General features: G+C 68.1%; 22 protein-coding genes and 4 pseudogenes. 11 read left to right on the top strand and 15 right to left on the bottom strand.

Features of this window, described 5'->3' with window-relative positions:
* The first annotated feature begins 53 nt into the window (after nt 1-53).
* The 4 genes and pseudogenes from QT17_RS11690 (at nt 54) to QT17_RS11675 (ending at nt 4620) form a co-directional block, all read left to right on the top strand.
* Nucleotides 54-711: pseudogene (locus QT17_RS11690) on the top strand (DUF5639 domain-containing protein).
* A gap of 25 nt (nt 712-736) precedes the next feature.
* A complete protein-coding gene (gene pheS, locus QT17_RS11685; RefSeq protein ID WP_039460203.1) occupies nt 737-1792 on the top strand; it encodes a phenylalanine--tRNA ligase subunit alpha in 1056 nt (351 codons plus the stop codon).
* A complete protein-coding gene (gene pheT / locus QT17_RS11680) occupies nt 1789-4137 on the top strand; it encodes a phenylalanine--tRNA ligase subunit beta (RefSeq protein WP_039460201.1) in 2349 nt (782 codons plus the stop codon). The genes pheS and pheT overlap by 4 nt, the downstream gene beginning before the upstream one ends.
* A gap of 9 nt (nt 4138-4146) precedes the next feature.
* Nucleotides 4147-4620, top strand: a complete 474-nt coding sequence (locus QT17_RS11675) for a hypothetical protein (protein ID WP_039460199.1) — start codon at nt 4147-4149, stop codon at nt 4618-4620.
* On the opposite strand, the gene pfkA is transcribed toward QT17_RS11675, so the two are convergent.
* The 5 genes from pfkA to QT17_RS11650 form a co-directional block, all read right to left on the bottom strand.
* On the bottom strand, nt 4588-5556 hold the full coding sequence (gene pfkA / locus QT17_RS11670; protein ID WP_039460197.1) for a 6-phosphofructokinase: 969 nt from the start codon (nt 5554-5556) through the stop codon (nt 4588-4590). The two genes, QT17_RS11675 and pfkA, sit on opposite strands and share 33 nt — an antisense overlap.
* Complete coding sequence (gene rsmI, locus QT17_RS11665; RefSeq protein ID WP_039460195.1) at nt 5553-6353, bottom strand: 16S rRNA (cytidine(1402)-2'-O)-methyltransferase; 801 nt, start codon at nt 6351-6353, stop codon at nt 5553-5555. Before rsmI ends, pfkA begins: the two co-directional genes overlap by 4 nt.
* A gap of 1 nt (nt 6354) precedes the next feature.
* Complete coding sequence (locus tag QT17_RS11660) at nt 6355-6849, bottom strand: hypothetical protein (RefSeq protein WP_039460194.1); 495 nt, start codon at nt 6847-6849, stop codon at nt 6355-6357.
* 74 nt (nt 6850-6923) lie between these two features.
* On the bottom strand, nt 6924-7451 hold the full coding sequence (locus QT17_RS11655) for an inorganic diphosphatase (protein ID WP_039460190.1): 528 nt from the start codon (nt 7449-7451) through the stop codon (nt 6924-6926).
* A gap of 10 nt (nt 7452-7461) precedes the next feature.
* Nucleotides 7462-8091 carry a glycerophosphodiester phosphodiesterase gene (locus QT17_RS11650; RefSeq protein ID WP_039460189.1) on the bottom strand — a complete coding sequence of 210 codons (630 nt, stop codon included), beginning with the start codon at nt 8089-8091 and terminating at the stop codon, nt 7462-7464.
* 632 nt (nt 8092-8723) lie between these two features.
* Between QT17_RS11650 and QT17_RS11640 the strand changes: the two genes are divergently transcribed.
* Entirely contained in the window at nt 8724-9032 is a 309-nt protein-coding gene (locus QT17_RS11640) for a ComEA family DNA-binding protein (RefSeq protein WP_039460187.1), read from the top strand.
* Nucleotides 9019-11049, top strand: coding sequence for a DNA internalization-related competence protein ComEC/Rec2 (locus tag QT17_RS11635; protein WP_039460185.1), 2031 nt, complete (start codon nt 9019-9021; stop codon nt 11047-11049). The genes QT17_RS11640 and QT17_RS11635 overlap by 14 nt, the downstream gene beginning before the upstream one ends.
* Here the strand turns inward: QT17_RS11635 and QT17_RS11630 are convergent.
* The 4 genes and pseudogenes from QT17_RS11630 to mnmG all read right to left on the bottom strand — a co-directional run bounded on the left by QT17_RS11630 (nt 11037) and on the right by mnmG (nt 15116).
* Nucleotides 11037-11843, bottom strand: coding sequence for a ParB/RepB/Spo0J family partition protein (locus tag QT17_RS11630; RefSeq protein WP_039460183.1), 807 nt, complete (start codon nt 11841-11843; stop codon nt 11037-11039). The two genes, QT17_RS11635 and QT17_RS11630, sit on opposite strands and share 13 nt — an antisense overlap.
* Nucleotides 11827-12576, bottom strand: a complete 750-nt coding sequence (gene soj, locus QT17_RS11625; protein ID WP_039460181.1) for a chromosome-partitioning ATPase Soj — start codon at nt 12574-12576, stop codon at nt 11827-11829. Before soj ends, QT17_RS11630 begins: the two co-directional genes overlap by 17 nt.
* Entirely contained in the window at nt 12570-13298 is a 729-nt protein-coding gene (rsmG, locus tag QT17_RS11620; protein WP_039460180.1) for a 16S rRNA (guanine(527)-N(7))-methyltransferase RsmG, read from the bottom strand. The genes soj and rsmG overlap by 7 nt, the downstream gene beginning before the upstream one ends.
* Before the next feature lie 28 nt (nt 13299-13326).
* A pseudogene (mnmG, locus tag QT17_RS11615) lies at nt 13327-15116 on the bottom strand (tRNA uridine-5-carboxymethylaminomethyl(34) synthesis enzyme MnmG).
* 64 nt (nt 15117-15180) lie between these two features.
* Here mnmG and dnaA point away from each other — a divergent pair.
* From dnaA to pyk, 4 genes are all read left to right on the top strand, one after another.
* On the top strand, nt 15181-16494 hold the full coding sequence (dnaA, locus tag QT17_RS11610) for a chromosomal replication initiator protein DnaA (RefSeq protein WP_039460178.1): 1314 nt from the start codon (nt 15181-15183) through the stop codon (nt 16492-16494).
* Between the two features lie 301 nt (nt 16495-16795).
* Nucleotides 16796-17914 carry a DNA polymerase III subunit beta gene (gene dnaN, locus QT17_RS11605; protein WP_039460176.1) on the top strand — a complete coding sequence of 373 codons (1119 nt, stop codon included), beginning with the start codon at nt 16796-16798 and terminating at the stop codon, nt 17912-17914.
* Between the two features lie 50 nt (nt 17915-17964).
* Nucleotides 17965-19233 carry a phosphopyruvate hydratase gene (gene eno, locus QT17_RS11600; RefSeq protein WP_039460175.1) on the top strand — a complete coding sequence of 423 codons (1269 nt, stop codon included), beginning with the start codon at nt 17965-17967 and terminating at the stop codon, nt 19231-19233.
* Entirely contained in the window at nt 19220-20644 is a 1425-nt protein-coding gene (pyk, locus tag QT17_RS11595; RefSeq protein WP_039460173.1) for a pyruvate kinase, read from the top strand. The genes eno and pyk overlap by 14 nt, the downstream gene beginning before the upstream one ends.
* 47 nt (nt 20645-20691) lie before the next feature.
* On the opposite strand, the gene QT17_RS11590 is transcribed toward pyk, so the two are convergent.
* Together QT17_RS11590 and QT17_RS11585 are read right to left on the bottom strand one after the other, a co-directional pair.
* Nucleotides 20692-21120 (bottom strand): cytochrome c, encoded by a 429-nt coding sequence (locus tag QT17_RS11590; RefSeq protein WP_039460172.1) that lies wholly within the window; start codon nt 21118-21120, stop codon nt 20692-20694.
* Nucleotides 21121-21148: 28 nt separating this feature from the next.
* Nucleotides 21149-22030 (bottom strand): annotated as a pseudogene (locus QT17_RS11585) (radical SAM protein); the annotation flags it as partial.
* 30 nt (nt 22031-22060) lie between these two features.
* Between QT17_RS11585 and QT17_RS11580 the strand changes: the two are divergent.
* Nucleotides 22061-23281 (top strand): IS256 family transposase, encoded by a 1221-nt coding sequence (locus QT17_RS11580; RefSeq protein WP_039460170.1) that lies wholly within the window; start codon nt 22061-22063, stop codon nt 23279-23281.
* A gap of 6 nt (nt 23282-23287) precedes the next feature.
* Here the strand turns inward: QT17_RS11580 and QT17_RS14585 are convergent.
* From QT17_RS14585 to dxs, 4 genes and pseudogenes are all read right to left on the bottom strand, one after another.
* Nucleotides 23288-23485 (bottom strand): annotated as a pseudogene (locus QT17_RS14585) (radical SAM/SPASM domain-containing protein); the annotation flags it as partial.
* Nucleotides 23486-23523: 38 nt separating this feature from the next.
* Complete coding sequence (locus QT17_RS11575) at nt 23524-24513, bottom strand: hypothetical protein (protein WP_039460168.1); 990 nt, start codon at nt 24511-24513, stop codon at nt 23524-23526.
* The gene (locus tag QT17_RS11570) at nt 24510-25124 is read right to left on the bottom strand and encodes an MBL fold metallo-hydrolase (protein WP_039460167.1); all 615 of its coding nucleotides are present in this window, start codon (nt 25122-25124) and stop codon (nt 24510-24512) included. Before QT17_RS11570 ends, QT17_RS11575 begins: the two co-directional genes overlap by 4 nt.
* Nucleotides 25111-26958 (bottom strand): 1-deoxy-D-xylulose-5-phosphate synthase, encoded by a 1848-nt coding sequence (dxs, locus tag QT17_RS11565; protein ID WP_039460165.1) that lies wholly within the window; start codon nt 26956-26958, stop codon nt 25111-25113. The genes QT17_RS11570 and dxs overlap by 14 nt, the downstream gene beginning before the upstream one ends.
* Nucleotides 26959-26963 lie beyond the last annotated feature (5 nt).

Raw genomic sequence — 26963 nt, 5'->3', positions numbered from 1 at the left:
CAGTCTGGCCAGGAACCCTGGACTTGGGTGCGGGGAATTGGCACCATGGCATCATGGAGCTCCACGCCGCCGACCAGTACCTGGTGGCCGAGGCCGGAACGGACCTTCTCGCCATCCACGAAGCCCTCCGGGGCACGGGCCTCCACCCCCCCTTTCCCCCGGTGGAGCTTCCCGGGGGGTGGGGGGGCTCGTGGCCCGGGGAGGCTTCGCCCAGAACTTTTTCTTCCCCGCGGAGGTCCTGGGCCTCACCTTCCGCACCCCCAAGGGCCGGGTGGTGCGGGCCGGGGGGTGGTGGTGAAGAACGTCCAGGGATACGACCTGGTGCGCCCCTTTGTGGGAAGCTTCGGCCTTTTGGGGGAGGCCCTCGAGGTGGTCTTCCGCCTGCGGCCGGGGCGGGCCTCCCGCTTCCTGCGCCGCCCCTTCCTTGGGGCGTTCCCCGAGCTTTCCCCCGAGCCCCGCTTCCTCTTCGCCCTGAAGGAAGGAGAGGCTTGGTGGCTTTACGCCTACCACTTCGGCCCCGAGGGGGAGGTGGCCCGCTTCGCCGAGGCCTTCGGGGGGGAGGAGGCGGGGCCTTTGGACCTAAGGCCCCTTTTTCCCCGGGGGATGGGTGTTGGGGAAGGCCCCCTAAGGGACCTTCGCTTCCCCTGGCAAGACGGGGGCGGGGCCCCGGAGGCCCCGGCCCTTTTCCGAAGGCTCGCCGCCTCCCTTTAGGCCCTTTCAGGGTATCCTCTAAGGGATGCGGGAGCTGGAAGAAGCCTTGGCCGCCATCCGCGAGGCAGAGAGCCTCGAGGCCCTCAAAACCCTAAAAGCCCGCTACCTGGGCAAAAAAGGCCTCGTCACCGAGGCCCTGAAGGCCCTGGCCCACCTGCCCCTAGAGGAGAGGAAAAGGCGAGGGCAGGAGCTCAACGCCCTCAAGGAGGCCCTGGAAAAGGCCCTGGAGGACCGGGCGCGGGAGCTGGAAGAAGCGGCGCTCAAGGAGGCCCTGGAGCGGGAACGGCTGGACGTTTCCTTGCCGGGGGTGCGCCTCTTTTCGGGGGGGCTTCACCCCATCACCCTCATGGAGCGGGAGCTCGTGGCCATCTTCCAGGCCCTGGGCTACGAGGCGGTGGAAGGCCCCGAGGTGGAAAGCGAGCGCTTCAACTTTGACGCCCTGAACATCCCCGAACACCACCCGGCGCGGGACATGTGGGACACCTTCTGGCTGGAGGGAGCCTACCGGGTGCCGGGCCCCTTGGGGGAGGAGGCGGAGGGGAAGCTCCTTTTGCGCACCCACACCTCCCCCATGCAGGTGCGCTACATGGTGGCCCACACTCCCCCCTTCCGCATCGTGGTGCCGGGGCGGGTCTTCCGCTTTGAGCAGACGGACGCCACCCACGAGGCGGTCTTCCACCAGTTGGAGGGGCTGGTGGTGGGGGAAGGCATCACCATGGCCGACCTGAAGGGGGCCATCTTTGAGCTGGCCCAGGCCCTTTATGGCCCCGAGGCCAGGGTGCGCTTCCAACCCGTCTACTTCCCCTTCGTGGAACCCGGGGCCCAGTTCGCCATCTGGTGGCCGGAGGGGAGGAAATGGCTGGAGCTCGGGGGCGCGGGGATGGTCCACCCCAAGGTCTTCCAGGCGGTGGACGCCTACCGGAAGCGCCTGGGCCTCCCCCCGGCCTACGAGGGGGTCACGGGCTTCGCCTTTGGGCTAGGCATAGAGAGGCTCGCCATGCTCCGCTTTGGCATCCCGGACATCCGCTACTTCTTTGGAGGAAGGCTTAAGTTCCTGGAGCAGTTCAGGGGGATCCTATGAGGGTGCCCTTCTCCTGGCTTAAGGAATACGTGCCGGAGCTGGAAAGCCCGGAGGTCCTGGAGGAGCGGCTTGCGGGGCTGGGGTTTGAAACGGACCGGATAGAGCGCATCTTCCGCATCCCCAAGGAGGTGGTCTTCGCCCGGGTGCTGGAGGCAAGCCCCATCCCCGGCACCGGGCTCAAGCGCCTGGTGCTGGATGCGGGAAGGGTGGTGGAGGTGGTCTCGGGGGCGGGAAACGCCCGGGCGGGCATCGGGGTGGCCCTGGCCCTCCCCGGGGCGGAGGTGGGGGGGATGCGCATCGGGGAGCGGCGCATCCAGGGAGTGGTCTCCCACGGCATGGCCCTCTCCCCCAAGGAGCTCGGGGTGGGGGAGTATGGGGGGGGGCTTCTGGAATTCCCCCAAGACGCCCTTCCCCCCGGCACCCCCTTGGCGGAGGCTTGGCCCGAGGAGGTGGTGTTGGACCTCGAGGTCACCCCCAACCGCCCCGACGCCCTGGGGCTTTTGGGCCTGGCCTACGACCTCCACGCCCTGGGCTACGCCCTAAAGGCGCCCGAGGTGGACCTGAGGACCGAGGCGGTGCCCATCCCCTTTGGCCTCAGGGTGGAGGACCCGGAGGGTGCCCCCCACTTCACCTTGGGCTACGCCTTCGGGCTTCGGGTGGGGCCAAGCCCCCTTTGGCTGCAAAGGGCGCTTTTCGCCGCGGGGATGCGGCCCATCAGCAACGTGGTGGACATCACCAACTACGTGATGCTGGAACGGGCCCAGCCCATGCACGCCTTTGACCTGCGCTTCCTGGGGGAGGGCATCCTGGTGCGGCGGGCCCGGCCCGGGGAGCGGCTTCGCACCCTGGACGGGGTGGAGCGCACTCTCCATCCCGAGGACCTGGTCATCGCCGGCTACCGGGGGGAGGAGAGCTTCCCCGTGGGCCTTGCCGGGGTCATGGGCGGGGCGGAAAGCGAGGTGCGGGAGGACACGGAAGCCATTGCCCTGGAGGTGGCCCAGTTTGACCCCATTTCCATCCGTAAAACCGCCCGCCGCCACGCCCTCCGCACCGAGGCCAGCTACCGCTTTGAGCGCGGGGTGGACCCCTTGGGGCAAATCCCCGCCCAGCGGCGGGCCTTAAGCCTCCTCCAGGCCCTGGCGGGGGCCAAGGTGGCGGAGGGCATCCTGGAAGCGGGGAACCCCACCCCGCCCAAGCCCATCCCCTTCCGCCCGGACTACGCCAACCGCCTCCTGGGCACCGCCTACCCGGAAGGGGAGCAGCTCGCCATCCTGAAGCGCCTGGGCTGCCTTGTGGAGGGGGAAGGCCCCTACCAGGTCACCCCGCCCAGCCGCAGGCTGGACCTCACCCTGGAGGAGGACCTGGTGGAGGAGGTGGCCCGCATCCAAGGGTACGAGACCATTCCCCTCGCCCTTCCCGCCTTCTTCCCCGCCCCCGACAACCGGGGGGTGGGCAGGCCCTACCAAAAGGAGCGCCGCCTCCGGGAGCTTTTGGCGGGGCTGGGCTTCCAGGAGGTCTACACCTATAGCTTCGCCGACCCCGAGGAGGCCCCCCGCTTCCGCCTCTTTCTACCCCCCCTGCGGCTCCTAAACCCCTTGAGCCCCGAGCGGGCCGCCTTGCGCACCCATCTCTTCCCGGGCCTCCTTAAGGTCCTCAAGGAAAACCTGGCCCTGGACAAGCCGGAAAGGGCCCTCCTCTTTGAAGTAGGCCGGGTTTACAGGGTGGAAGGAGGGGTGGTGCGGGAGGAAACGCACCTGGCGGGCCTCCTCTTCGGCGAAGGGGTGGGGCTTCCCTTTGGGGAGAAGCTTTCCGGCTACCCCCTCCTAAAGGGGCTTTTGGAAACCCTCTTCGCCCGGCTCGGCCTGGCCTTCCAGGTGGAGGCCCACCCCTACCCCTTCCTCCACCCCGGGGTTTCGGGCCGCCTTTGGGTGGAGGGAGAGGAACGGGGGTTTTTGGGGGAGGTCCACCCCGAGGTGCTAAGGGGGTTAGAGCTCCCCCGGGTATGGGTCTTTGAGCTCCGCCTGCCCCTTCCCGAGAAGGCGTTCCGCTTCCAGGACCCCTCCCGCTACCCCCTGGCCCTCCGGGACCTGGCGGTGGTGGTGCCCGAGGCCACGCCCTACGCCGAGGTGGAAGGGCTCCTCAAGGAAGCGGCGGGGCCCCATTTGGAAAGCCTCGCCCTCTTTGACCTTTACCAGGGGGCGCCCCTCAAGCCCGGCACCAAGAGCCTCGCCTTCCACCTCCGCTTCCGCCACCCCGAGCGCACCCTCACCGACGAGGAGGTGGATGCGGCCATGGCCCGGATCTTCCAGGCGGTGCGGGAGCGGGGCTGGGAGATCAGGGGGTAAACTCTTCCCATGCTCACCTGGGTGGACCTGTTGGCCCTCTTTAGCCTGGCTTTAGGGCTCGCCCTGGGCCACCGGGGCGGGGTGGTGATGGGCTTTGCCGGGGCGGGCTTACTGCTCTACCTCCTCTTGGCGCAGTTCGGGCTTTCCGGCTGGGGGGTGGCTTTGGCGTTGGGCCTGGGGGCGGGGCTTTTGGGGAAGAGCCTCCCCTTGCCCCACCTTTCCCGGGCCCTCGAGGCCACCTTGGGAACGCTTGGGGGCCTCCTGTTGGGCCTCCTCCTCGCCTTAAGCCTCTGGGCGGGGTACCCCTGGGAAAGGACCGCCGCCTCCACCCTGCGCTACCCCGCCACCACCCTTCCCACCCCCGTTTACCAGGGAGTGGCGCAAAGCCCCTTCGCCCGGGAGGCCTTCCGCCTGGCCTGGAGCACCCCGTGGCTCCGCAAGGCCCTTAGCCTAGAGGGCCAGCACCCGGGAAAGGCCAAGTAGGGCCCGGTTGATGTCCTTGCGCCGCTCCACCGCCTCCTTGAGGGGGGTGAGCTCCACCTCCCCCTCCACCTCCCCCACCATGACCCCACTGGTCCCCGCGGCCAAGGCCTCCACCGCCGCCGCCCCCAGGCGGCTCGCCAGGATGCGGTCCTTGGCCGTGGGGCTCCCGCCCCGCTGGATGTGCCCCAGGACCGTGACCCGGGCCTCCACCGCCACGTGCTCCCTGATGGCGGCGAGAAGCCCCGCCGCCCCTCCCGGGTACGCCCCTTCCGCCACCACCACGATGGAGCTGGTCTTGCCCCGGCGCTGGGACTCCAGAAGTCCCTCGGCGATGGCCTTGGGGTCCACCGGCTCCTCGGGCACGGCGATGACCTCCGCCCCCCCCGCCAGGCCCACGTCCAGGGCGATGAAGCCGGCGTTCCGCCCCATGACTTCTATGAAGAAAACCCGCTCGTGGCTCGCCGCGGTGTCGCGGATGCGGTCAATGGCCTCCAAGGCGGTGTTCACCGCGGTGTCAAAGCCGATGGTGTAGTCGGTGCCGTGGAGGTCGTTGTCAATGGTGCCGGGAACCCCCACCACGGGGATGCGGTGCTCCTCCGTGAGCCGCATGGCTCCACGGAAGGTGCCATCCCCTCCGATGGCCACCAGGCCCTCAATCCCCGCCTCCATAAGCTTCTTCGCCGCCTTGGCCCGGCCCTCGGGGGTGAGGAACTCCTGGCTCCTTGCGGTGAGGAGGACGGTCCCTCCCCGTTGCAGGATGTTGGCCACGTCCCGCACCCCCAAGGGCACCATCTCCCCCAGGATCATCCCAGCGTAGCCCCGCCGGATGCCGATGACCTCGAGGCCCAAGGCGTAGGCCTGCCGCACCACCGCCCGGATGGCGGCGTTCATCCCGGGGGCGTCGCCCCCGCTGGTGAAAACCCCGATGCGCCTCATGCGTCCTCCTCTGCCTCCTCCATGGAAAGCCGGTAGGCCTCGTTCCGCGGCACCCCCCGCTCCAAGAGGGCCCGGAAAAGGTCCCTTCCCCTAAGCCCCTCCGCCCGGAGCACCCCCGCCCAAGCCTCCCCCGAGGGGGAAGAAGGCGTTTTGGGCCCGAGGACCAAGACGAACTCCCCCTTGGGTTCTTGAAAGCGCTCCAAGGCCTCCACCAGGGTTCCCCGGAAGATCTCCTCGTGCACCTTGGAAAGCTCCCGGGCCACGGCCACGGGGTGCTCGGGGCCGTAAACCTCCACGAGGTCCCGAAGCGTCTTGGCCAGGCGGTGGGGGCTTTCGTAGAGCACCGCGGTCCTCCCCTCCCGGGCCAGGGCAAGAAGCCTTTCCTTGCGCGCTTTCCCCGCCTTGGGCAGGAAGCCCTCAAAGGTGAAGCGGTGGGTGGGCAGGCCCGAGGCCACCAGGGCGGGGATGAGGGCGGTGGGTCCGGGAAGCGCTTCCACCCGCCAGCCCCATTCTAAGGCGAGGCGCACCAGCTCCGCCCCGGGGTCGGAGATGCCCGGGGTGCCGGCGTCCGTGGCGTAGGCCACGTAGGTGTAGGGGGCGAGGAGCTCCTGGGCCCGGTCCAGGGTGTGCTGGTCCAGCCTCAAGGTGGGGGTGGGGATGCCAAAGTGGCGGAGGAGAAGCCCCGTGCGCCTCGTGTCCTCGCAGGCCACCACCTCCGCCTCCTTCAACACCCTAAGCGCCCTTAGGGTGATGTCCTCCAGGTTGCCGATGGGGGTGGGGACGAGGACGAGGCGCACGCTAGAGGAGGATGGGGCGCAAGAGGGCCAAGACCTGGCGGAAGGGGAACTCGTAAACCGATCCCGAGGGGAGGGTGAACTCCAAAAGGTCCTCCGCTCCAGGAAAGACCACCCGCCTCAGGGCCAAGACGCCCTGGCCGCTCTCCACGTGGACCGCGACGTAGTCGGGCTCCAGGTTGGGCTCGTCCTCCGCCTCTTTGGGGGATTCCTCCCCTACCCCTTCTTCCAGGCGGCGGAGGGCCTCCAAAAGCGCCGTCTTGGGCACGCGCGCCTCTTCTTCTAGGGTGCCGTCGGAAAAGACCAAAACTGCCTCCTCCCCTTCCCCGTAAGCGGAAAGGCCCCAAAGAGGCTCCTTCTCCTCCTCCGGGAGCTCCACCACCTCCAAGGTGCCATCGGAAAGGAGGCGCAAGACCGCCCCGCAGGCCTCGCAGTCCAAAAGATCCCCCGCCTCGTACCCCTCCAGCTCCAAGGTTTCCCCGCACACCAGGCAGACCATGATCCCCTCCTAGGGCCATTCTACGCCGCAAAAAGCCCGGCCCCGGGGCCGGGCGGAAGGGGCTCAGGTCCCGCCTACCCCTCGTAGCGGGCGATGCAGGCCCTTACCTCCTCCAAGGCGGCGGCCCGGTCGCGCCAGCCCGTGACCTTGACCCACTTGCCCTTCTTGGCCTCCAGGGCCTTGTAGGTTTCAAAGAAGTGCTGGATCTCCTGCTTCACCCCTTCGGGAACATCGGAAATGTCTTGGATATGGTCCAGGCGCTGGTCCTCCGCCACCACCCCGATCACCTTGGCGTCCCCGCCCTTCTCGTCCTCCATGAGGAGGAGGCCCACCACCCGCACCTCCACCACCACTCCCGGAAGCAGGGGGTAGGTGGAGAGGACAAGGCCGTCCAAGGGGTCCCCGTCCTCGGCCAGGGTGGAGGGGATGAAGCCGTAATCCCCGGGGTAGAACTGGGCTCCCGGCAGAACCCGGTCCAGCTTGATCACCCCGAGCTCGGGATCGTACTCGTACTTGTTCCCAGAGCCGCGGGGAACCTCAATGACCATGTTCACCACTTCCGGCGCCTTCTCGCCCACGGGGAGGGTCTTCAGGTTCGCCATAGCCCCCCCATTATACGAGGGCCTCGGGGAAGTCCCCCACCAGGGCGTCCACCCCCCAGGCGGCCAAGGCCTGGGCTCTGGGCCGCTCGTTCACGGTCCAGGCGAGGAGACGATAACGTCCCTTTAGCGCCCGCACCCGCTCCTCCGTGAGGAGGGAGGCTTCGGGATGGAGCCACTCCACCCCCAAACAAGGGGCCAGGGCCTCCGCCTCCTCCCGCTCATAAAGGAGGCCCAAGGGGCCCACCCCCAGGCGCCTTAAGCGCACCAGGGCCAAGGGGTCAAAGGAGCTCACCCAAAGCCGCCTTGTGGGGTGGCGGGCGAGAAGCCGGGCCAAGGCCTCCTCCCGGCCGTCCGTTTCGGGGGGAAGGCTTTTTAGCTCCACGTTGATCCAGGCCCCGGGAAAGGCCTCCAAGACCTCTTCCAAGGTGGGCACGTAGGCGGGCAGCTCCCGCCGGGTAAGCCCCGCCAAGGGTACCCCCTCCAGGGTGAAGTCGTGGTGGACCACCAAGACCCCGTCCCGGGTAAGGTGCACGTCCAGTTCAAACCCGTCCAGCCCCGCCTCCAAAGCCCTCCTAAAGGACTCCAAGGTGTTTTCCCGCGCCAAGCGGGGGGCGCCGCGGTGGCCTAAGCGCAAGGGCACGGAAGGGAGTATACAATGGGGCCATGGGCAAGTATGAAGAAGCCTTTTCCCGGCTAGGAGAAAGGGCCCTGGCCCGCCTCGAGGGGCCGGGTGGTTTCCTGGCCGTGACCGAGGCGCACCTGGTCTTCGTGGACGAGGATGGGGTAAGGCGCCTGGAGCTCGCCCGCATCCGCCGGGTGGGCCGGGGGGAGGGGGGGCTCCTCCTGGTCCAGGGGGAGGGGGGCTCCTTGGAAATACCCCTGAAGGCTTTCCCTCTTGAGGAACTCAAAGCCTTCTTGGAGGGCCTAAAACCCCACGTGGCCCGGGCCCGCAAGGCCACCAGCGCCCCGCCGCCGACACCGCCCACCCCCTCCGAGCCCAGCAGCCCTCCAGAGCCCTCGAAGCCTCCCATTTGGGAAGAGGAAGCACCCCCAAGGCGGGCCTCGGTGGAACTCGCCCCGGAGCCGGAACCATCCCGGGAAGCCCCGCTTTCCGAAGCCCCCAAGCGGCGAAACCCTTTGGCCCTGCCCCTTCGGGTCCTCGCCCTCCTCACCCTGGGGTACGCCTTGGCCTTCGTGGCCCTGAACCCCGGGGCCGGACCCCTGGGCCTTGGGGGGGGTGGTCCTCGGAGGGCTTGGCCTCGCCTTGACGGAGTGGGCCTTGGCTACCTCCTCGCGGTAGCCCTCCTCGCCTTCCTCGCCCTTTGGCCCAAGGTGGCCCCCCGGCCGGGGCCCGTGCGGGTGGAGGTGTACCGCCAGGTTGCCTTTCAAGCGCCCGCCCCCGAGCCCATCAGCCTCAACCGGGCCAGCCTCGAGGAGCTGGAAGCCCTCCCCGGCGTGGGCCCGGTTTTGGCCCGGCGCATCGTGGAAGGAAGGCCCTATAGCCGGGTGGAAGACCTCCTTAGGGTGAAAGGCATCGGCCCCGCCACCTTGGAACGCCTCAGGCCTTATGTCCGCCCTTAGAAGTCTGGGCTTGGGGCTTGGTCTGGGGGGCTTGTTAGGTGCCTTGGGGCTCCTTTACCCCTGGGCCCTCCTCCTCGCCCTTCCCCTTCTCCCCCTCTTCCGCCTGCCCCTGGCAGCGGGGCTTGCCCTGGTGCTCCTCCGGGGACTCCTCCTTCCCCTCCCCGAGCCCCCCTACGGAACGAGGCTAGAGGGGACCTTCGCCGTGCGGAGCGGCCTCACCGCCGCCGAGGGGTACCGCCTTTACGTGCGCCACTACCCGCCCCTCCCCGACGGGGTCTACCGCCTCCATGGGTACATCGCCCCGCCGGAGGGGAAACGCAACCCAGGGGGGTTTGACCAGGCGGTCTGGCTCCGCTCCTTGGGGGTGCGGGGGGTGTTCCACGTGGAACGGCAGGAGGCCCTGGCCCCCCTGCCCGACCCCCGCGAGGGTTGGCGTAAGCGGCTCCGCGCCGGTCTCTCGCCTCCCGTGGCGGAACTCGCGGAGGGGGTGGTTTTGGGGGAGAAGAAGGGCCTCGAGGAGGCCTACACCTGGTTCCAGAAGGCGGGCCTCGCCCACCTCTTGGCCCTCTCCGGGCTCCACGTGGGTTTCCTGGTGGGGGCCCTTCTCGTCCTTCCCCTGGGGCGGTGGCGCTACCTCCTCGCCCTCCTCCTTCTTCCCCTGTACCTTTGGCTCGCCGGCCCGAGCCCCTCCCTTGTGCGGGCCAGCCTCATGGCGGGGCTTTCCCTCCTTGGGCTTTTCCTGGGTCTGGGGGCCGCTGGGGTGCTCCAAGCCTTGGGCCTCGCCCTCTTCCTCCAGCTCCTCCTCGCCCCCCACGCCCTCCTAAGCCTGGGGCTTCAGCTCTCCTATCTGGCGGTCCTAGGCCTGGCTCTGGTCCTCCCCACCCTCGGAAGGCCCCGTGGCCTTGGGGATCATCTCCTTCACGCCCTCGCCGCCACCCTGGCGGCCCAGGCCTTCCTGGTACCCCTCCTCCTCCACCACTTCGGCTTCCTCCCCCTCCTCTCCCCCCTCACCAACCTCCTGGCCTTGCCCCTGGTGGCCCTCCTGGTACCCTTGGGCTTCCTCAAGCTCCTCCTCGGCGGCCTCCTCGCTCCCCCGGTAGAGGCGCTCGGGCGGGCCCTCCTCGCCCTGGCCCAGGCCGGGGCGGCGGGGCCCCTGTTGCGCTGGGGGGAGATTTCCCCCTGGGGTTTTGGCCTCTATTACCTAGGGCTTCTTCCCCTCCTCCTCGCCCTTCACCGGAAACTCCCCTGGCGCCAGGCCCTCTTCCTCGCCTCCCTGCCCGTCGTGGCAAGCCTCCTCACCGCCTGGCCCAAGCCCATGGATCTTTACCTCCTGGATGTGGGCCAGGGGGACGCCCTCCTCGCCCGCATGGGCGGGGCCGAGGTCTTGGTGGATGGCGGCCGGCCCGAGCAGGCGGAAAAGCTCCTCCGGGCCCTCCGCGCCCTGGGGGTGGAGGCCCTGGAGGTCCTGGTGGCCACCCATCCCGACGCTGACCACGTGGGAAGCCTCCCACGGGTGGTGGCCGAGCTCCCCGTGGGCCTCGCCCTCCTCTCCCCCACCTTCCCCCAAGACCACCCCCTGGTGCAGGCCCTCAAGGAAAAGGGCGTGCCCACCCTCCACCCGGGGGCGGGAAGCCGCTTCCGGGTGGGAAGGGGGGAGGTGCGGGTCCTCTGGCCTGTCCACCGGAGCGGGGACGACAACCGAAACGGCCTCGTCCTCCTCCTGGACTACGGCTTCGGCAAAGCCCTCCTCCTCGCCGACCTTCCGGCGGAGTTGGAAGCGGCGCTGGAGGTGGACCGGGTGGAGGTCCTCAAGGTGAGCCACCACGGCTCCCGCACCGGCACCTCGGAAGCCCTCCTGGCCAGGACCAAGCCCCAAGTGGCCCTGGTGGGCGTGGGGAAAAACCCCTTCGGCCACCCCCACCCCGAGGTGCTGGAGCGCCTGGAGGCCCAGGGGGTTCGGGTCCTACGCACCGATCAGCACGGGGCCATCCGGGTCCTCTTCGGCTACGCCTGGTAGCCGAGGCGCTCCAAGAGGAGGGCTAGCTCCTCTTCGGAGCGGAAGTGGATCACCACCTTCCCCCGCTTTTCCCCCACCACGCGCACGGGCAGGCCCAGGTGCCGGGAAAGCTCCAGGGCCAAGGGGGAAGGCTCCGCGCTCTTCCGCTCCTGGGAAAGGCGCTCCTTCAGCGCCTCCGCCTGGCGCACGGAAAGGCCCTTTGCCAGGATCTCCTTTAGCCCCCAAAGCCGGTCCTCGGGCTTTAGCATCAAAAGGGCCCGGGCGTGGCCCGCGGTGATCTTCCCCTCCTCCAAGGCCGCCAGGACCTCCTCGGGAAGCTGCAAGAGCCTTAAGGCGTTGGCCACGGTGGGCCGGGCCTTGCCCACCCGTTTCGCCACCTCCTCCTGGCTGAGGCCCATCTGGACCAGGGCCTGGTAACCCCGGGCCTCCTCCACGGGGGAGAGGTCTTCCCGCTGCAGGTTTTCCACCAGGGCGAGCTCCAGGGCTTCTTGGTCCGTGAGGTCCCGCACCAAGGCGGGCACCTCTTCAAGCCCCGCCAACAGCGCTGCCCGATAGCGCCTTTCCCCAGCCACCAGCTCGTACCCGTCCCCTTTGGGCCGCACCAAAAGGGGCTGGAGAAGGCCCTTTTCCCGGATGGAGGCGGCGAGCTCCGCCAGGCTTTCCTCAGTAAAACGGCGCCTCGGCTGGTTGGGGTTCGGGCGGATGGCGGCGAGGGGCAGGCGCACCGCCCCCCCAGGGGACCTGGGCAAGAGGGCCTCGAGGCCCTTCCCTAAGCCGCTAGCCTTCTTGGACACGGGCGATCACCTCCTCGGCCAGGCGGCGGTAGGCGTGGGCCCCGGGGGAGGTGGGGGCGTGCTGGGCGATGGTGCGGCCGAAGCTGGGCGCTTCCGCCAGGCGCACGTTGCGGGGCACCACCGTCCAGAACACCTTCTCCCCGAAGTGGGCCCTAAGCTGGGCCTCCACCTGTTGCGAAAGCAGGGTGCGGCCATCGTACATGGTGATGAGGATGCCCAAAAGGCGCAAGGAGGGGTTGAGGCGGCTCCGCACCTCGTCCAAGGTGGCGAGCAGGCCCGCCACCCCCTCCAGGGCGTAGTACTCCGCCTGCACCGGGGCCACCACCCCCTCCGCCGCCGCCAGGGCGTTTAGGGTGATGGGAGAAAGGCTTGGGGGAGCGTCCAGGAGGGTAAAATCGTAGGCCTGGTCCTCCAGGGCTTCCCGGAGCGCCATCGGCGCCTCGGCGAGCTCCACCGTGGCCCCCACCAGCTCCGGGGTGGAGGGGAGGAGGTGGAAGCCGTCCACCGCCTGGACCAGGTCCTCCAGCCTCGCGCCCTGGAGGAGGTGGTACACGCCCCGCCCCACCCGCACCCCTAGGCCGCTGGTGGCGTTCCCCTGGGGGTCTAGGTCCACCAGGAGAACCCGCTTGCCCATGCGGGCCAGGTAGGCGGCCAGGTTGATGGCGGTGGTGGTCTTGCCCACCCCTCCCTTCTGGTTGACCAAGGCGATGCGCCGCACCTTGGCCTTTAGCATAAAGGATGCTTCTCGGGAAGGCCGGGACGCCGGGGGTAGCGGGGCGGGGTGGAGGCCTCCTTGACGAGGACCACCAGGTGCCGCTCCTCCCCGCCTTGGGGGAGGGCAAGGCGGCGCACCTCCCCCATGCGCCCGCCCAGGAGGGGAAGGGCCTGCGGCAGCCGGCCAAGCTCCTCCGCCACCTTAGGCCCCTTCTGGGCCACCATGGCCCCTTCCAAGGCCAAGAAGGGGAGCCCGAGCTCCGCCAGAACGCACATGGGGGCAACCGCCCTTGCCACCACCCGGTGGTAGGCCTCCCGGTGGGTGGGATCGTGGGCCAGGACCTCCGCCCTCCCCCAAAGGGCCATAGCGCCCTTCAGGCCCAAGGCGGCCACCGCCTCCGCCACGAAGTCCACCTTCTTCTTGGTGGCGTCCAGGAGGGTGATTTCCAGCTCCGGGCGCACGATCTTGAGCGGTAGGCCGGGGAAGCCCGCCCCCGTACCCAGGTCCAAAACGCGCCAGGGGCCTTCCCAAAGGGGCAAGGCGAGGAGGGTGAGGGAGTCCAGGAAGTGCTTCACCACCACCTCCGTCTCCGTGCGCAAGGCGGTGAGGTTGACCCGGCGGTTGGCCTCCATCAACAGGTCGTAAAGGCGGGAAAAGGCGGGCACGTGGGGGCTTAGGTCCAAACCCAAAGCGTTGCCCCCTTCCAACAGGAGCCGGACGCCCTCCGGGCTCAGCCCCACGCCCCACCCCCTTGTTTCACGGGCAACATCAGGCGAGCCTCCGCAGGTGGACGAGGAGGGCGGTGAGGTCGGAGTCGCGGATTCCCGGAACCCGCGCCGCCTCGGCCAGGGTGCGGGGACGGAGGCGGGAAAGCTTCTCCACCGCTTCCCGGGAAAGGCCCGGCACCTTGGGGAAGTCCAGGCCCTCGGGGATGGGGTGGGCCTCGAGGTCCCGCATCTTGTCCCTAAGCTTCTCCTGCCGCTCTATGTAGCCGGAGTACTTGGCCCGCACCTCCACCTGGTAGGCCTCCTCGGGGCTCAGGGGTTCGGGCGGGGGGAAGCGCTCCGCCAAGGCCTGGTAGGTGCTTTCCGGCCGCCTGAGCCAGTGGAGGCCGCTCACCCCCTCTATCCGTAAGGCCTCGAGGCGCTTGAGCTCCTCCGCCACCCGGCGGTATTTGGCCTCCACCCGCTCCAGATCCTCCTTGGGCCTGAGGCCCCAGGCCACCGCCAGGGGGGTGAGGCGCTCGTCGGCGTTGTCCGCCCGGCAGAGGAGGCGGAGCTCCACCCGGGAGGTCATCATGCGGTAGGGCTCGTCCGTTCCCCGGCCCACCAGGTCGTCCACCAGGACGCCGATGTAGCCGCTTTCCCGGGGAAGGTGCACCTCGGGAAGGCCCAAGGCGTGGCGGGCGGCGTTGAGCCCCGCCAAAAGCCCCTGGGCCGCCGCCTCCTCGTAGCCCGAGGTCCCGTTCACCTGGCCGGCGGCGAAGAGCCCGGGAAGGAAGCGGGACTGAAGCCCCCGGGTGAGCTCCGTGGGGTCCAGGCTGTCGTACTCCACGGCGTAGGCGTAGCGCTGGATCACCGCCCGCTCAAAGCCGGGGAGGCTTCGCACCATCTCCTCCTGGAGCCCAGGGGGAAGGCTGGAGGAAAACCCCTGCAAATAGACCTCGCTGGTGGAAAGGCCATCGGGCTCCACAAAGAGGAGGTGGCTCTCCTTGTCGGCGAAGCGCACCACCTTGTCCTCAATGGAGGGGCAGTACCGGGGCCCGATCCCCACGATGTCCCCGGCGTAGAGGGGGGAGAGGTGCAGGTTTTCCCGGATGAGCCGGTGGGTCCTCTCCGTGGTCCGGGTCTGCCAGGTGGGAAGCCGGGCGGCGTAGGGCCCGGGGTTTCCCGTGAAACTCCCCGGGGGCACCTCCGGGGGCACCACCTCGAGGCTTGCAAAGTCCACCGAGTCCGCCCGGATCCTGGGGGGCGTGCCCGTCTTGAAGCGGCGCAGGGTGTGCCCCACCGCCCTCAAGCTCTGGGAGAGGAAGCGGGCCGGGGGCTCCCCCTGCCTCCCCGCGGGCCGGGAGCGCCGCCCGTACCAGACCACCCCGCCGAGGAAAGTCCCCCCCGCCACCACCACCGCCTTGGCGGGGATGCCCCGGCCGTCCACCGTGCGCACCCCGAGGAGCCTTCCCCCCTCCACCCAAAGGGCCGCCACCTCCCCCCGGAGGACCCCTATGGGCCTTTCCGCCAGGATCTCCTGGGCCTTCAGGGCGTAGAGGTCCCGGTCCACCTGGACCCTAAGGCTTTGCACCGCGGGGCCCTTGGAGCGGTTCAGGACCCGGGTGTGGATGGCGGTGGCGTCCGCCGCCCGGCCCATGAGCCCGCCCAGGGCCACCACCTCCGCCACCAACTGGCTCTTGCCCGGCCCCCCACCGCGGGGTTGCAGGGCATGGTGCCGATGCGTTCCGGGTTCACCGTGACCAGGGCGACCCGCACCCCCAAGGCCGCCGCGGCCCAGGCGGCCTCGAGGCCGGCGTGCCCTCCACCCACCACCACCACGTCGTACCCCATCCCGCCCTCCACTTTAGCCCAGGGCCTGGCGTAGAATGTTCCTCCGGAACGCTGGGGGGTAGCCTTGACCCACGAGGCCGTTTGGCAACACGTCCTGGAGCACATCCGCCGCAACATCACCGAGGTGGAGTACCACACCTGGTTTGAGCGGATCCGCCCCCTGGGCATCCGGGATGGGGTCTTGGAGCTGGCCGTGCCCACCTCCTTCGCCCTGGACTGGATCCGGCGCCACTACGCCGAGCTCATCCAGGAGGGCCTGAGCCTCTTGGGCGCCCAGGCCCCGCGATTTGAGCTCAAGGTGGTACCGGGCAACCCGGTGCAGGAGGACATCTTCCAGGCTGCCCCCTCCCCCGAGCCCGCCCAACCCAAGCTCAACCCCAAGTACACCTTTGAGAACTTCGTGGTGGGGCCCAACAACTCCATGGCCCACGCCGCGGCGGTGGCGGTGGCCGAGTCCCCAGGACGGGCCTACAACCCCCTCTTCATCTACGGGGGGGTGGGCCTGGGCAAGACCCACCTGATGCACGCCGTGGGGCACTCGGTGGCCAAGCGCTTTCCCCACCTGAAGATTGAATACGTCTCCACGGAGACCTTCACCAACGAGCTCATCAACGCCATCCGCGAGGACCGGATGACGGAGTTCCGCGAGCGCTACCGCTCCGTGGACCTCCTCCTGGTGGACGATATTCAGTTCATCGCCGGCAAGGAGCGCACCCAGGAGGAGTTCTTCCACACCTTCAACGCCCTCTACGAGGCCCACAAGCAGATCATCCTCTCCTCCGACCGCCCCCCCAAGGACATCCTCACCCTCGAGGCCCGCCTGCGGAGCCGCTTTGAGTGGGGCCTCATCACCGACATCCAACCCCCGGACCTGGAAACCCGCATCGCCATCCTGAAGATGAACGCCGAGCAACGGGGCCTACGGGTGAGCGAGGAGGTCTTGGAGTACATCGCCCGCCAGGTGACCTCCAACATCCGGGAACTGGAAGGGGCCCTGATGCGGGCCATCGCCTACGCCTCCCTAAACGGGGTGGAGCTCACCCGGGCCGTGGCCGCCAAGGCCCTTTCCGACATCTTCGCCCCCCGGGAGGTGGAGGTGGACCCCCAGGAGATCGTCCGCAAGGTGGCGGAGCACTTCGCCCTCCGCCCCGAGGACCTGGTGGGGGGCGGGCGGCGCAAGGAGGTGGTGCTTCCCCGCCAGATCGCCATGTTTTTGGTGCGGGAGCTCACCCGCGCCTCCTTGCCAGAAATCGGCCAGCTCTTCGGGGGCAGGGACCACACCACGGTCCTCTACGCCATCCAGAAGATCCAAGAGCTTGCGGAAAGCGACCGGGAGGTGCAAAGCCTCCTCCGGCGCCTCAAGGAGGCCCTGGTATGACCCCTGTGGATAACCTGTGGATAACCCTGTGGATAACTGGGCTTTTCCTGTGGATAACCCTGTGGACAAGCTGTGGAAAACTGGGTCCCTCCGGGAGGCTGTGGATAACTCGCCAGTTATCCACACGTTATCCACAAGCTAGGGCCACTTATCCACAGGAGTTATCCACAGGCCTTTTCCCGTTCAGGACGGCACTTCTGCCCTCTTTTCCACATATCCACAGGCCCTACTCCTACGACTACGGATCTTTTAAATCTTTAAAAGACCAAGTCATAGTAGCAGTTAAAAGGAGGAACCGGTAATGCGTGTAATTCTTCCCAAAAACCTGTTGGCCGAACGCCTTTCCTTCCTGGAGAGGGTCATTCCCTCCCGCAGCTCCAACCCTCTTTTCACCTACCTGGGCCTGGCCCTGGGCCAGGACGCCCTGGTGCTCTTTGGGAGCAACGGGGAGGTGGACCTCGAGGCCGGCCTCCCGGCCGAGGTCCAGGGGGAGGGGCGCTACCTTGTTCCCGCCCAGCCCTTCTTCCAGCTGGTGCGGAGCCTTCCCGGGGAGCGGGTGGAGCTGGTTTTGGGGGGGGATCTGGAGCTCGCCTCGGGGAGCTTCCGCACCCGGCTCGCCCTCGCCCCCACCGAGGGCTACCCGGAGCTTTCCTTCCCCGAACCCATCCCTTCCGAGGTGTACCCATGGCAGACCACCTTGCCCGTGGAGGAGTTCCTCCGGGCCTTGACCCACGTGCGCTACGCCGCCAGCCACGAGGAGTACCGGGCCATCTTCCGCGGGGTGCAGCTGGAGTTTTCCGAAAGGGGTGTCCGCAGCGTGGCCTCGGACGGCTATCGCCTGGCCCTTTACCAGCTGCCCAAGCCTCAGCCTTTCCAGAAGAAGGCGGTGGTGCCCGCCCGCAGCGTGGACGAGGTGGCCCGGGTCCTCAAGGGGGTGGGGGCCGGGGAGGTGGTCTTGGCCCTGGGTCCCGGCACCTTGGGTTTGGCGGCGCGGGAGGGGGAGGGCTGGGTGCGCCTGGCGGTGAAGCTCATGGAAGGGGAGTTCCCCGATTACGAGCGGGTGATCCCCAAGGAGTTTCCCCTGAGGGCCACCCTCGAGGCCGAGGCCTTCCGCGAGGCCTTGCGGCGGGTGAGCGTCCTGGCGGACCGGCAGAACCACCGGGTGGACCTCTTCTTCCAAGAGGGCCGCGTCCTCCTCTCCGCCGAGGGGGATTACGGAAAGGGGCAGGAGGAGCTCCCCGTGGTTCTGGAGGGCACGCCCCTGGCGGTGGCCTACAACGCCCGCTACCTCCTGGAGGCCCTGGGCCCCGTGGCGGGCCAGGCGGCCTTATGGCTTTCCGGGCCCACCAGCCCAAGCCTCGTCCGCCCGGCGGAAGAAGGCTCAGGCTACCAGGCGGTGGTGGTCCCCCTAAGGGTGTAAGCTAAGGACCAGGGGGGCGTGAAGCGTTTCCACGCCGCGGGAGGAAACCCATGACCACGATCGTAAGCGTCAAGGCGAGGGAAGTGTTGGACTCCAGGGGCTTCCCCACGGTGGAGGCCGAGGTGGAGCTGGAAGGGGGAGCCCGGGGGCGGGCCATGGTGCCTTCCGGGGCCTCCACGGGCACCCACGAGGCCTTGGAGCTACGGGACGGGGGGCGGCGCTACCTGGGCAAGGGGGTGCGCCGGGCGGTGGAAAACATCGCAGAGCGCATCGCCCCCGAGCTCATCGGCCGCGACGCCTTGGACCAGGAAGGGGTGGACCGGGCCATGCTGGAGCTGGACGGCACCCCCAACAAGGCCAACCTGGGGGCCAACGCCATCTTGGCCGTTTCCTTGGCCACGGCCCGGGCGGCGGCGGAAGCCTTGGGGCTTCCCCTTTACCGCTACCTGGGGGGGGTCCAGGGGGTGATCCTGCCCGTTCCCCTCATGAACGTGATCAACGGGGGCAAGCACGCGGACAACCGCTTGGACTTCCAGGAGTTCATGCTGGTCCCCGCGGGAGCCAAAAGCTTCGCCGAAGCCTTGAGGGTGGGGGCCGAGGTCTTTCACGCCCTGAAGGGGGTCTTGCGGGAGCGGGGCTACAGCACCAACGTGGGGGACGAGGGGGGCTTCGCCCCCGACCTCAAGCGGAACGAGGAGGCGGTGGAGCTTCTTCTCCTCGCCATTGAGCGGGCGGGGTACACCCCGGGGGAAGAGGTTTCCCTGGCCTTGGACCCGGCGGCGAGCGAGTTTTACCGGGACGGCAAGTACCACCTGGAAGGGGAAGGCAAAGTTCTCTCCTCCGAGGAGATGGTGGCCTTCTGGGCTTCTTGGGTGGAGAAGTACCCCATCCGCTCCATAGAAGACGGCCTAGCCGAGGACGACTGGGAGGGGTGGCGCCTTCTCACCGAAACCTTGGGCAACCGGGTGCAGCTGGTGGGGGATGACCTTTTCGTCACCAACCCCGAAAGGTTGCGCCAGGGCATTGAACGGGGGGTGGCCAACGCCATCCTGGTGAAGGTGAACCAGATCGGCACCCTTTCCGAGACCCTCGAGGCCATCCGCTTGGCGCAGCGCTCCGGGTACCGGGCGGTGATCAGCCACCGCTCCGGGGAAACCGAGGATAGCTTCATCGCCGACCTAGCGGTGGCGGTGAACGCCGGCCAGATCAAGACGGGCTCCCTTTCCCGCTCCGACCGCCTGGCCAAGTACAACCAACTCCTGCGCATTGAAGAGGCGCTGGGCCAGGCGGCCCGCTACCTAGGCTATGGGGCTTTTTAAGCGCACCAAGATTGTGGCCACCTTGGGGCCCGCCTCCAGCACCAAGGAGGTGATCCGGGCCCTGGCGGAGGCGGGGGTGGACGTCTTCCGCCTCAACTTCAGCCACGGCACCCCTGAGGACCACAAGGAGCGGGTGGCCCTGGTGCGGGAGGTGGAGGAGGAACTGGGCAAGACCCTGGCCATCCTCCAGGACCTGCAAGGCCCCAAGATCCGGGTCGGCCGCTTCCGGGAAGGGCGGGTGGAGCTCAAGGCGGGGCAGACTTTCATCCTCACAAGGAAGCCCGTGGAGGGGGATGAGACGCAGGTTTCCCTCACCTACCGCGGCCTTCCCGAGGACGTGGTCCCGGGCCAGGTCCTCCTCCTGGACGACGGCAGGATCCGCCTCCGGGTGGAAAAGGTTGTAGGGGACGAGATCCACACCCGGGTGGAGGTGGGGGGCGTCCTCTCCGACCACAAGGGGATCAACGTCCCCGGGGCCGACCTCTCCATCCCCGCCCTCTCGGAAAAGGACATCCAGGACCTGGCCCTGGGGGCGGAGCTCGGGGTGGACTGGGTGGCGGTTTCCTTCGTGCGCACCCGGGACGACCTCCTCCTCGCCCGGCACTACCTTTCCCGCTACGGCTCGCGGGCCAAGCTCATGGCCAAGATTGAGAAGCCCTCCGCCGTGCAACGTTTTGAGGAGATCCTCGAGGAGGCGGATGGCATCATGGTGGCCCGGGGGGACCTGGGGGTGGAGATGCCCTTGGAGGAGGTTCCCATCGTGCAAAAGCGCCTCATCCTCCGCGCCATCGCCGCCGGGAAGCCGGTGATCACCGCCACCCAGATGCTGGAGTCCATGGTGCAAAGCCCAAGCCCCACCCGCGCCGAGGCCTCCGACGTGGCTAACGCCATCTTTGACGGGACGGACGCGGTGATGCTCTCGGCGGAAACCGCCGCCGGGGCTTACCCGGTGGAGGCGGTGGCCATGATGGCCCGCATCGCCAAGGCAGTGGAATCCTCCCCGGAGTTTTTGCAGAAGCTCAACGTCCTGCGCCCCGCCCCTACCCCCACCACCCAAGACGCCATCGCCCAGGCGGCGGACGACATCGTGGAGGCGGTGGGGGCCAGGGCCATCGTGGTCTTCACCGCCACCGGGGGGTCCGCCCGGCGCGTGGCCCGCACCCGGCCCCAGGTGCCCATCCTGGCCCTCACCCCTAGCCCCGAGGTGAAGCGGCAGCTGGCCTTGGTCTGGGGCGTTTTACCCCACCTGGCCCCGGACCCCCAGGACACGGACGACATGGTGCGCATCGCCCTGCGCGAGGTGAAGGCCTTAGGCCTCGCCCAGGTGGGGGAGCGGGTGGTCATCGCCGCGGGCGTGCCCTTTGGGGTGCGGGGGACCACCAACCTCATCCGGGTGGAACGGGTGAGCTGAAAGAGGCCCGGGGCCTTTTGGCCCCGGGGGGAGGGAGTTACGCCGGTCTACTTGACCGGGGGACGGGACTTGAGCACGTCTTGCGGGGAAAGGGGCTTGGCCCTTTGCGCCTTCACCTCCTGGGCGGTGATGGGCTTGGCCTTGGACTTGGCGAAGGTGGTGAGGACGTGGTTGAGGAGGTCCGCCACCTCCTGGTCCTTGAGCTGCCGGAAGGGAGGCATGACCCCGTTATAGGTCTTGCCCTCCACACTCAAGGGGCCTTGGAGGCCATAAAGGACCACTCGGATGAGGTATTCCCGGCCCCCCTTGGCCTGGACCACCTTGTCCAGGTGGGTGAGGGACGGGAAGGCCCCGGGAATGCCCTGGCCCGTGGCCTGGTGGCAGGTTTGGCAGTTGGCGGAGTAGAGCTTGGCCCCAGGGCTTTGGCCTAGGGCGAGGAGGCCGAGGGCGAGGAGGAGGGGAAGAAGCCGCTTCATGTTTCCAGAATAGGGGGGCCTTCTTGCCCTAGGCCAGGGGCATTTGTCCCCAGGCCCGGGGGAGATAGGCGCAACGGGGGTCCGCCGCCAGGTAATCCCCGGTTTCCGCAAAGGCCCGGGCCCGGCTACCCCCGCAAAGCTCCCGGTACTCGCAGACCCCGCATTTGCCCTTGAGGAGGGTTTTGTTGCGCAACTCCCGGAATAGGGGGCTATTTTGGTAAATGTCCAGAAGCGGCCGCTGCCGCACGTTGCCCGCCGATAGGGGCAAAAACCCGGAGGGATAGACCTCCCCGTTGGCGGCCACGAAGACGAAGCCAAAGCCGTCGGAGAGGTGGACACCTCGTCCTTCGCCCACCAAGGCCCCGTCCCCTCCCCCTTCCTTTCGCCGGCGTTCCAGGGCCACCCGGCGGAACATGGGGCCCTCCGTGGTGCGCACCTTGAAGGGGTAGCGGCGGGAAAGCTCGTAAAGCAGGTGCATCGCCTCCTCGTACCCTTGGGGGGAGAGCTGCTCCAGCAAGGCGCCCCGGCCCACGGGCACCAGGAAGAAGACCTCCCAGGTGGCCACGCCCTTTTCCGCCAGGATCTCGGCGATGCCGGGGAGCTCCTTGGCGGTGCGCCGGGTAACGGTGGTGTTCACCTGGGTCATGAGCCCCACCTCCTGGGCCCAGGTGAGGGCCTTTAGGGCCCGGGCGAAGGTGCCCGGAACCCCGCGGAAGCCGTCGTGGGCCTCGGGGCTTGCCCCGTCCAGGGAGATGGCCATCTGGTGGACGCCCAGGGCGTGGAAGCGGGCCACCACCTCCCGGGTGAGCCGGGGCGTCACCGCGGGGGTGATCCCCACTTTGAGGCCCAGGCGTTGGGCTTCTTCCAGGAGGAGGAAGAGGTCGGGGCGGGCCAAGGGGTCGCCCCCGGTGGTCGTGTAAGGAATTATGTGTAGGGGTTTGTGTATAAAAGGGGGGTACCAGGATTAGGAAGGAGGTACCCCGTGGACCAGGATACCTTGCAGGTGATGCTAAGGGAAGCGGTGAGGCAGACGGTGACCGAGGTCTTGCAGATTCTCCTGGACGCCGACCGGGAAGCCTTCTTGCGCCAGCACGGGGGACGCAAGAACGGCTACTACCCCCGCAAGCTGGAGACCGCCTTTGGCCAGGTGAAGCTGGCCATCCCCCGGGATCGGGAAGGGAAATACTATCCCAGCCTCCTTCAACCCTATGCCCGCCGTCAGGTGGACGTGGGGGAGGTGGCCATTGCCCTTTACGCCGCTGGGGTGAGTCAACGCAAAGCGGCGGAGGTGATGAGCCTCTTGCTGGGCCACCGGTACACCCACGAAACCATCAGCGCCATCACCGACCAGGTGCTGGAAGCGGCCGAGGCTTTCCAGAAGCGGCCTTTGCCGGAGGAGATGGCCTTTGTTTACCTGGATGGCTTTTTCTTGAAGGTGCTCAGGGAGGGACTTGGGGTGGAGAGGGCGGCCGTATACGTGGCCCTGGGGGTGACCCCCAAAGGGGAGAGGCAGGTTCTGGGCTTCTGGCTCCTTCCCACGGAGAACGCCCATGCCTGGGGGGAGGTGCTGAAGGAGCTTTGGGAAAGGGGGCTAAGGCGGGTGTTGCTGTTGGTCACCGATGGTCTACCTGGGATAGAGGAGGCCATCAGGAGGGTTTATCCCATGGCGGGGTGGCAGCGGTGCGTGGTGCACATGGTGCGCTCTAGCCTGGGGCAGGTGCGTTCCCGGGACAGGGCTCTTTTGGCCCAAGACCTGAAGGGGGTGTACATGGCGGGGAGCCGACAGGAAGCCCTGGGTGCTTTGGAGAGGCTGAGGGAGGCCTGGGGTGCCAGGTACCCTTCCCTGGTGGCCTCCTGGTGGGAGAACTCGGGGGCTCTGCTCCGTTTCCACGATTACCCCCAGGTGCTCTGGCCCTATCTTCGCAGCACTAACCTGATGGAGCGGTTTATTCGGGAAGTGAGGCGTGGGACGAAGGTGCGGGACCACAAGTTTCCCAAGGGAGAGGCGGTGTACAAGCTTTTGTACCTGGAGTCCGAGCGGCAGGAAGGGAGGTGGGCGGAGCGGAGGTTGAAGGGTTTTGCCGAGGTGCAGGAGGTGTTGGAAGGGATGCTTCGGGAGAGGTATGCCCCCCGTACACAGACGCTTACACATAAATCTTGACACGACCCCCCCGGTGGGGAGGAGGATGGGCTTGGGGGTGTAGGTGGCGAGTTCCCCGAGGAGCTTCAGGCCCTCTTCGGTGGAAAGCTCGTCGGGAAGGGGGTCGGGCACGGCGGAGGCCCGGCAGTGCTGGCAGGCGAGGAGGCAGGCTTTGGTCATCTCCCAGGCCACCAGGAGGGGAAAGCGGTGGAGGTCGGGCTTCATGCCCCTAGGGTAGGAGGAGGGCGAAGGGGCAGGTGTCCCTAGCGGGGAAGGGTGAGGCGGTAGGCCAGGGTTTTGGCCTCCTTGGGCTTTAGGGGAAGCTCCAGGCGGTAGCCCTCGGGGAGGGGCGTGGCCCCGGGGAAGTCCAGGCGGAAGGGCTTGGGGAAGCTTTCGGCCAGGAGCAGGGTCACGGGGTAAGGGTAGGGGTTTTCCAGGCGGGTTTCCACCAGGTAGGTGGCCTCCTGCTCCGACTGGGTGAGGAGGCGGAAGGTGCGTTCAAGGCGCGCCCTTGGGTCTTGCCCAAGCCAGAGCTCCGCTGTGCTGCCCTCGAGGGTGGCGGGAAGGCGGCCCTGCCCCAGGAAAAGCCCCTCCTCCACCACCTCCGAGGCGCTGGGGGCCAAGGGAAAGGGGGCCTGGAAGCGGTAGCCCCGCTCCAGGGGGATGCGGGCCTCGGTGCGGAAGGGGCCCTGGTAGCGGAGGAGGCGGGTGGGGGCCACCAGGGCCCTTTGGAAGGGGATTTCCGTGGTGCCGGGGAGGAGCTTCCTCGGGGGTAGCTCGTAGCGGAAGAGGCCGAAGGGATTTTCCGGAACTTCCCCAAAGGCGCGGAGGGCGGCCTCGGGGAGGGCCTTGGCCGGAAGGAGGTTCACCTCCCCCAAAAGGAGGACCAGGCGCTGGGCTTCTAAAGCTTCCCCTTCCAGCCTGAGCCTGGCCCAGGCGGTGAGCCGGCCCTCCTCCAAGGTGTAGAAGACCTCCCCCGTGAGCCCGGTGTAGAGGTAGCGGAGCCAAGCCTTCCCTTCCCCCCGGTAGCGGAAGAGGACCGCGGTGCCCTGGAAAAGCCTTTCCTCCTCCTCCACCCCCAAAAGCCGCAAGGAGCCGGGGACGATTTTGGCGAGCTTCTCCCCGGCCAGGTACACCCACGCCGAAGGGGGAAGGCGCACGGGCTCCTTCACCTCGGCGAAGCCCGGGTAGACCACCACCTCCTGGGCCAAGGCCCAAAGGAGGAATAGCCCAAAAGCGGCGAGCTTTCTCATACGCCCAGTTTACGGGCCAGCGCCTCCACCGCTTCCCGGGTGAGGGGGCCGCCGTGGCCCAGGTAGATGCGCTTGGCCCCCAGGTCCAGGATCTTGCGCACGGTTTGCCTGGCCAGGGCGTGGTCCTCGTTGATGAGGCGGGGCGGGAGGCCCTTGCCCCTCAGGGCGTCCCCCGCCAGAAGCACCCCTTCCCGGAAAAGCCCCACCTGGCCCAGGGTGTGCCCCGGGAGGTGGACCACCCGCCAGCCGAAAAGCTCCATCCCCTCCTCCGCGGGGCGGAGGGCTTCTTGGGGGAGGGGTGGGGCCAGGTTGGCGAGCCGGTGGCCCAGGAGGGGGATGGGGAGGGGCGGGCGGGGCTTTTCCCCCGTGAGGTAGGGCCACTCCTGGGGATGGGCGTAGACGGCTAGCCCATACCGCTCCCAAAGGGTCCTTGCTCCCCCGGCGTGGTCCAGGTGGTGGTGGGTGAGGAAGAGGAAGCGGGGGGGGTCGGCCAGGCGGGCGAGGAGCCGGTTTGCCTCCCAGGGAAGCCCGGCGTCCACCAGGAAGTAGCCCCCCTCCAGGGGGATGCGGTACAGGTTGGCGGCGAAGGCCAGGCGCTCAGGCCCGTTCATGGACGAGGGCGAGGCCCATCTCCGCCAGGGCTTTGCGGATGCCCTCGGCGTCAATGCCCGCCTGGCGGTGGAGGCTCGGGATGGTCCCGTGCTCAAAGAAGCGGTCGGGAAGCCCTAAGACCTTGACCTCGGGCTTCAGGCCCATCTCGTTCAGGGCTTCCAACACGGCGCTTCCGAACCCCCCCATCCGCTGGTGGTCCTCCACGGTGAGGAGCTTGTAGCGGGCGAGCTCCCGGAGCATCTCCCGGTCTAGGGGTTTTAGGAAGCGGGCGTTCACCACGCCCACCCTGGGGTCGTCCCCTGCGGCCTCGAGGGCGTACCGCAGGGTCTTGCCGAAGGCCAGGATGTAGACCTCCGTCCCCTCCTTCACCACCTCCCACTTCCCCCAGGGGATCTCGGGCCACACCCCCTCGGGGGCCCGCTCCACGTTGTCCCGGGGGTAGCGGATGGCCACGGGGCCGCCCAGCTCCAAGGCCTTTTGGAGCATGGCCCTTAGCTCCAAGGCGTCCTTAGGGGCGGCGATCTGCAGGTTGGGGACGGTGCGGAGGTAGGCGATGTCAAAGACCCCGTGGTGGGTGGCCCCGTCCGCCCCCACGATGCCCGCCCGGTCAATGGCGAAGACCACGGGGAGGTTTTCTATGGCCACGTCGTGGATCACCTGGTCGTAGGCCCTTTGCAGGAAGGTGGAATAGATGGCCACGATGGGCTTCATCCCCCTTAGGGCCAGGCCCGCCGCCGTGGTCACCGCCACGTCCTCGCAGATGCCCACGTCCAGGTAGCGCTCCGGGTGCTCCAGGGAGTAGCGCACGAGCCCCGAGCCCTCCCGCATGGCGGGCGTGATGACGAAGAGCCGGGGCTCCCGGTGGGCGAGCTCGGTGACAGCGTCCCCGAAGGCTTGGCTCCAGGAGTAGCCCTTGGATACTTTCTCCGGCTTCTTGGGGTCAAACCCCGGGGGGCCGTGCCAGTAGATGGGGTCGGCCTCCGCCACCTTGTACCCCTTGCCCTTCTTGGTGACCACGTGGAGGAGGGTAGGGCCCTCCAGGGCCTTGAGGTGTTCCAGGATGTGCATGAGGCCTTTCAGGTCGTGGCCGTCCACGGGGCCGATGTAGCGCAGACCCCAGGCGTAGAAGGGGTTTTCCTGGTGGAGGATGAGCTTGGCCGCCTCCTTGGCCCGGTCCACCAGGCCAAAAAGCTGGGGAGAGATGCGCTCAAGCACACTCCTCCCCAGCTTTTCCATGTCTTGGACCCACTTTCTAATCTGGAGCTCTTTGAAGTACTTGTTGAGGGCCCCCACGTTCTCGGAGATGCTCATCTCGTTGTCGTTGAGGATGATGAGCATCCTTTTTTGCAGCTCGCCGATCTTGTTGAGGGCGGCCAGGGCCATGCCCCCCGTCAAGGCCCCGTCCCCGATCACCGCCACCACGTGGTAGTCCTCCCCCAGGAGGTCCCGGGCGAGGGCCATGCCCAGGGCCTGGGCCAAGGAGGTGGAGGCGTGGCCGGCGGTGATGGCGTCGTGCTCGGACTCAGAGACCTTGGTGAAGCCGGAGATGCCCCCTTCCTGCCTCAGGGTGTGGAAGCGGTCCTTCCGCCCTGTGACCAGCTTGTGGGCGTAGGCCTGGTGGCCCACGTCAAAGAGGATGCGGTCTTTGGGGGAGTGGAAGACGCGGTGCAGGGCCAGGATCAGCTCCACCGCCCCTAGGGAGCTCGCCAGATGGCCGCCGTTTTGCGCCGTGACCCGGATGATTTCGCTCCGGATCTCCTCGGCCAAGGCCTGGAGCTCCTCCAGGCTAAGCTGCTTCAGGTCTTCGGGGCTATTTACCCTATCCAGGACCATACCCA

This window comes from Thermus sp. 2.9 (genome assembly GCF_000794385.1).
Taxonomy (GTDB): domain Bacteria; phylum Deinococcota; class Deinococci; order Deinococcales; family Thermaceae; genus Thermus; species Thermus thalpophilus.
Note: the sequence above shows the minus strand (reverse complement) of the source record. Positions and strands in the feature narration are given on the sequence as shown.